Below are 4,390 nucleotides of genomic sequence, written 5' to 3'. Positions count from 1 at the left end.
GCTGGAGCAATGGCTAACACAGTAATTTGCTTGCGTAACTTTTAATCATAACTTAAAAGAGCATTTCTAACATTTATCGCCCCTTGACTATGGCAAATTTGAAAATACTCTCCGCGTGGATATTCGTCAAAGAATTTATCCATGTTTCATGATCAACGCGTACTGGAGTCGTAGCTCTATAACATAAACCTAAACCTGATTCAACACAATCGCTAATCAATTAGAGGGCTGAGTAGGCAGGCTTTTTTAAAGCGTATAATAAGGAATATAAAATTTGGATCAACATTGTTACCGTTCCACCAGGCATGATCATACCTATACCCCTGGTGCGCACGTTAGTGTTTGCCTGGAAAGTTTGGAAAAGTCTCATACGCCTTTAAGCTGCCCCTCATGCACCTCCATACTTCATAAAAGCATCCCCTGAAGTCGATTTGTAGCTTTGAGAGGATTGGGTATGCAAGCCTACCTTTATAAGCGTATTACTTAAAATTTCGCCTACAAATCTAGTCTGTTCAGCTTCTTTATAGCTATCTAGCAAGCTTAGTACAGCACCAGATAGACGGCTTAAAGCGATAAAATTGGGAATATAAATTTATTTCTTACTTTCATTTTGAACCATTTCCAAAGCTTCCTCAAACTTTTCTTCCTCTATTTTCAAGTACCTTTTGGGGTTTTCAGAAGCGGTAAACATATAATCTATTTGGGCATTTGTAGAAGAAAGAGCCCCGAAATGGGGGTAAAAAATATTGTAGCCTAATGGATCCTTTAAAAAAATTGCAATTTCAATATCACTTGGGGTAAAGGGATAATTTTTTAAATGGGGTCTAATCCTTTCATGAGTATTGATAATCTGAAGCATTTCTTGCACACAATCTACAATGATTCTACGCCCTTCTTCTCGGCTTAAGGGACCCGTTTTTTCAAAACTTAAGGCTAGCATAGTCACCACTCCGTCAGGCATACCTATACCTGTACCAATAGTACGCATGCTATATTTTTTTTGAAGTTTTTTAGAGGTTTTATTCAAGATGTCGCTAACAAATACCGCCTGTTCAGGTTCTTCGTAACTATCCAATACGCTTAGCATACAGCTAGATAAAGTAAACATTAAAATGAAGAAAAATAGAAAATAAGTTTTGTTCATAAATTACCTAGCTTTTTTAATTTCTTTAAAATGGTATCTAAATACTTCTTCATACGTAGGGCTTTGGAAAGAGTGGTCATGAAAAGCGGCCCCGGGGCAAGAATTTAAGGTCACTGTGTCGCGTTTACTCCGTATTAAGCCTCCCACATCAATATAAGGGATAGGATCGCGCCAAGCTTGTGCCCGATAGTGATAAGCTTTCCTACAGGAGTCAGCATATATATAAGCTGCTGGAGCAATGGCTAACACAGTAATTTGCTTGCGTAGCTTTTCATCATAACTTAAAAGAGCATTTCTGACATTTATAGCCCCTTGACTATGGCAAATTTGAAAATACTCTCCGCGTGGATATTCGTCAAAGAATCTATTCCATGTTTCATGATTAACGCGTACTGGAGTCGTAGCTATATAACATAAACCTAAGCCTGATTCAACACAATCGTTAAGCAAATTATGCGTAGCATTATGGATGACATCTATTGAATATTCCCATCCTAATTCTCTAAGGTGGATGGCATTATTAATAGCCTCTAGTTGGGTTGTCATAATGCCATTATGAACACCCAGACGAAAATTTTCTGATTTACTCCCTAGCAATACGGCTAATGAGGAGCTTTCGCTACGAACAAAACTTCTTTCAAATCTATCTGTAAAGCTAACTCTAGGCAGATTTTTTGTATTTTCACCTTTTCCTCTAATCGGTGTTTTTTCTATTCTATAAGAGGCGCGCTCTTTGCCATACATGATCACACTTTCGCGGTGTTTCTCCCCACGGCTAGGACTGGAACCTCTTAATCCATACAGGTCTCTATCATTTAAAGGATTGTTTAAAAGATAGGCATATAGATTAGGGCCCGCCTCAAAGCTTAAAGGATCGGCAGTTACCCAGCGTGTGGTGGCGGGGTTGTAATAGCGGCGTCCAAAGTAAACAAACTGGGTTTCAGCGTCTACGCGTTTAGAAGAAAAACGCCAAGGGTTGATCGATTGCTTGATAAGCTTATTATTTTTGCCATAGATAGACTCTTGCCCATAAGCGGTATATCGATAAGTTTCTTCTATGGTATGGGTCTTGGCGTTAATCAGTAGTCGGATATTGCCTAACGTGTCATGGATGGGTATGTAAGCCTTACCGTTGAGTTCTAGCAAAACAGAAGCGTCTATTTCAGCTCCTTTACCTTTACCTAGTATACGCAATTGCTGAATGTTACCTTTAGAGTCACAGGCGCCGATTTCGTTGAGTCCGTGGTACAGGTAACGAACTTCTTTCTCAGGTATCCATTTGTTTTCAACTTTAGAGTAGGAATAGAAGGTGCTGCTTAAACGGCGGTTAAGCTCATCATAGGCATAGGTGACCTGATGAGTAGAAGTATGAATGGCAATCAAGCGATCTAATGCATCGTATGATAAGTTTAAAGAGCCTTTACGGATAAGGTTTCCATTTAGGTCATAGGCATGTGGGTCTAAGCCATCATGAAGGAGCTGATTGAGAGCATTAACGGTATGGGGACGTTTATTTTTCTCCACCATATTATTGAGGGAGTCATAGCGATAAATATGATCTACGAGGCCTTTTTCGGATTGGAGCTGGTATAAAGCATCGTAGGTATAGGTACTGTTTACTTTGCCTACTGGATCGAGGGTTGTTCTTTTTAAAAGATTGCCCACTTGATCAAAACCGTCATCAGGAATATCCTCTTTTAAGGACTTAGACGAAATGCTAATCAGACGAGAATATGCATCGTAAGTGTATTGAATTGTGCCTGCTTCAGCCATCAATTTAGCCTCTTCTAATGCCCCCGAAAGATTGTAATGTTGATAGGTGTGTCGATAAGGGCCTCGACTAATTTGATGAAGGTAAAGCGATTTGTAAGAGTATTGAATAGAAGAATGGTCTGGAAGTATAATTTCCTGGATCCTATCTAAATTATCGTAACTATATTGTTGAGTTAACCCATGGGGCAAAGTCTCTTGGACCAAACGCTTATTTTTATCGAAAATACGCGTGGTAGACTTTCCTGTATGCTTATCCTCCACACCCACAACATTAGAGTTAGCATCATAAGTATAGTGGTAATGCAAAGAGTTATCGTTAGAGGAAAAAGAGGTGAGGCGACCTAGCCAGTCATAGGCGTAGTGCAGTTCTATCCCATCGGGTTTGATCACTTTTTCTTTTTGCCTATAAGCATTATAGACATACTTTGTTTGCTTTTGTTCAGGACTTCCTACCGCTTCCGTACAACTGATCAAATTTTTGGCAAAGTCATACTCAAAATGAGTGGTGACCAGGCGATCAGGTTGATGAGGAGTCAACACATGCTCAATTTGTTTACAGCAAAGCCCTTCTGCATCATAAAAAAACTCACGTTTTTGCAGGATAGCGCCCATAGGGTCGCGACGAATTGCAAAGCGAACATGCCCGCAGCTATCATGCTCCTGAAAAAAAGATTGGCCTATGGCATCGATGGTTTCTTTAGCATATACATATTGGCCCTCTTGATTAAGGTGAAGATAATAAAAGAGGGTGCGTGTGGTGTGTCCTTGTGGATCAATAATACTTTCAACATCCCCATAGGCATTATAGTGGGTAAAGGTGATAACAGGCTGTGATTGATGATAAGAAATTGTTTGAATGGGCTGGTCTTGCTCGTTGTAAAGATAGCCTATTTTAGTTAAAACCTGTCCTTCAGCATCCTCGGTCCGCTCTTCGATAAGGCGATCCTTAGCATCATACTCTTTAATGTTGGCAATATAGTCTTTTTCTTCGGGACCAAAATATTCCAAAGTCTTAGCGAGCCGTTGGCAGGCATCATATTGATAAACAGTTTTTGCCTCATTTTTCGCCATGCTGGCCAGACGACCAGCAGCATCGTATTGATAATAAGTAAACTGTCCTCCAGCATCCACTTCGGCTATCTTATGAAAATGATTGTAATGGGTAGTGGTTTCGCTAAGCTTTTCCCCTGTAGGAGCAAAAGTTATTTGCCGGCAAGCTCTTCCTAAATAATCATAATCTGTCTGGGTAACCACTCCATTTAAAGAAATGCTTTTAGCCAGATAACCTTCAAGGGTATATTCATTTTTTTCGGTAGATTCATCAGGGTATTGGATGAGGGAGGGCTGGCCTCGAATATTATAATTAAAGGTTGTTTTAAAACCTCGACGATCAGTTTTACAGATAGGGTTATCGGCAATATCATACTCAATACATTCAAATGGCTGATAAAGTTGGCCATGAGAATCTAATAG

2 protein-coding genes are annotated in these 4,390 nt (G+C 39.8%); both read right to left on the bottom strand.

Annotated elements, in window-relative coordinates; all coding sequences use genetic code 11:
• Nucleotides 1-592 precede the first annotated feature (592 nt).
• The gene (locus DB41_RS05910; protein WP_039385405.1) at nucleotides 593-1,144 is read right to left on the bottom strand and encodes a hypothetical protein; all 552 of its coding nucleotides are present in this window, start codon (nucleotides 1,142-1,144) and stop codon (nucleotides 593-595) included.
• Nucleotides 1,145-1,147: 3 nt separating this feature from the next.
• A partial coding sequence (locus tag DB41_RS05905) for an RHS repeat-associated core domain-containing protein (protein WP_039385403.1) occupies nucleotides 1,148-4,390 on the bottom strand: 3,243 nt, incomplete at its 5' end.

The sequence above is a fragment of the Neochlamydia sp. TUME1 genome (assembly GCF_000813645.1).
Classification (GTDB): domain Bacteria; phylum Chlamydiota; class Chlamydiia; order Chlamydiales; family Parachlamydiaceae; genus Neochlamydia.
Note: the sequence above shows the minus strand (reverse complement) of the source record. Positions and strands in the feature narration are given on the sequence as shown.